Genomic DNA, 1,454 nt, shown 5'->3' on the forward strand with positions numbered 1-1,454 from the left:
TAATTCGGCAATGGTGTTATCCTTCTGCTCAATTTGGCTTTGTAGATGATTCAAGACTCCCAGCAATGCTTCAGGTTTGGAATAGTCAACTTGTGATGCAGTTATCTGTGGTGTTGCTACTTGCTTCAAAAGCCGTTCACATTTGATAAAGTATTGACGTGCTTCATGCCCTTTATCATTACGCTCTATCATCGAAAGATGTTTAGCCACGTCTAACGTAATGTGATATTCTTTTACCTTTCCACCGCTTACTAAATTTTTAGTAAGCGTTATAAAGTTTATATTTTCCTGAAATTTACATTCTTTAATGCGATTTTTAATCCAATCATTAAAGCGAGCTTTTATTTCTAAAAACGTATGTAAATCACGCGCGTTAACAGTTTGAACAGTTTCCTGATCAATAACCTGTTCTCTAATTTCTATAAGAGTATTCATAATGAATTCCTTGTTGATAGATGTTTCTTAATGACACTCTAAAAGAGTGCCGGGTGCTAAGAAACACGGCAACAAGCCCGTCGTTATGCTTTCCCCCGAAAGGGTATTTTATGGCATAACCACACCCGACAAGACCAGTATACGCTATACGCATATAATGAGTCAAAGCCTTTACAATGTGCGGAAGACTGATTATTTCGGCAACCAATCCGCTTGTTGTTTTAAGGTGTTTCTTAGGCACCTGATTCGATTATTCATATTGTCGCCACATTGTCAAGTGGGAACGTAATATTTTTAAAATAAATAAGCGTGCTTTTACTTTATCTCTCGTAAGATAAGCTTATACATACCGGATTCAGAGGCTTGGACATCTGTGATCACGAAGTGCTCTTGAGAAGAGGGGGCTTTGTTGTTTTCAGGAGAGAGGACCACAATACTATCTTGAGGTTTTGGTGGTAAACCCCCAATATCATTGATACAAAGATCAAGTTCCTTTCTTGCAATTGTGGTGGGGATTCTGCCTCCAGCCTCCGATTCCGAATGTTTAATGGTGTAAATCGCTGTGATACGAAAAGATTGTTGATTGTCCTTTCGCGTGTAGATGATGGGCTGCCCAAAAGTGTTGCGCACATCTTTAACCATTTGGTTTAGCAGCCCGTGCCATCGCATGTTATTTCGCTCCAATCACGGCTTTAAACAGCATTTCAGGGCGTGTACAGATGTAAAGCGGATAGCTATAGACCTCCGGTTTTACCCATGCATTACGGTCGTGGTCGACGATTAGCATCGTGTAGAGAGGTCTTCCAACCGTGTTGGCAAAATCCAAGCTTTCACCAGGAGCAAAGGTTTTTTGGAAGACACCAGGCGCATCAACAGGAAAGAATTGACATTCATCAGGCTTAATGCCTATAGCGCGCTTTGTTCCAGCCTTCGCACTTACATTATAGTTGTGAATACTCCGGTAATTAATGAAAGTCACACCCGCAAAGTCAAAACTGCCAAAGCTCCCAGAGCCAATC

At 40.9% G+C, this 1,454-nt stretch carries 3 protein-coding genes; all 3 read right to left on the reverse strand.

Annotated elements, in window-relative coordinates; all coding sequences use genetic code 11:
- Positions 1 to 435: antA/AntB antirepressor family protein (locus ACFIKX_RS01805; RefSeq protein ID WP_375661191.1), on the reverse strand; the 435-nt coding region annotated here is incomplete at its 3' end.
- 315 nt (positions 436 to 750) lie between these two features.
- Entirely contained in the window at positions 751 to 1,104 is a 354-nt protein-coding gene (locus tag ACFIKX_RS01810) for a hypothetical protein (RefSeq protein ID WP_375661192.1), read from the reverse strand.
- Position 1,105: 1 nt separating this feature from the next.
- On the reverse strand, positions 1,106 to 1,454 hold a 349-nt coding region (locus ACFIKX_RS01815), incomplete at its 5' end, for a major capsid protein (protein ID WP_375661193.1).

This window comes from Bartonella sp. CM86QHHN (genome assembly GCF_042194695.1).
In the GTDB taxonomy this organism is placed as follows: domain Bacteria; phylum Pseudomonadota; class Alphaproteobacteria; order Rhizobiales; family Rhizobiaceae; genus Bartonella.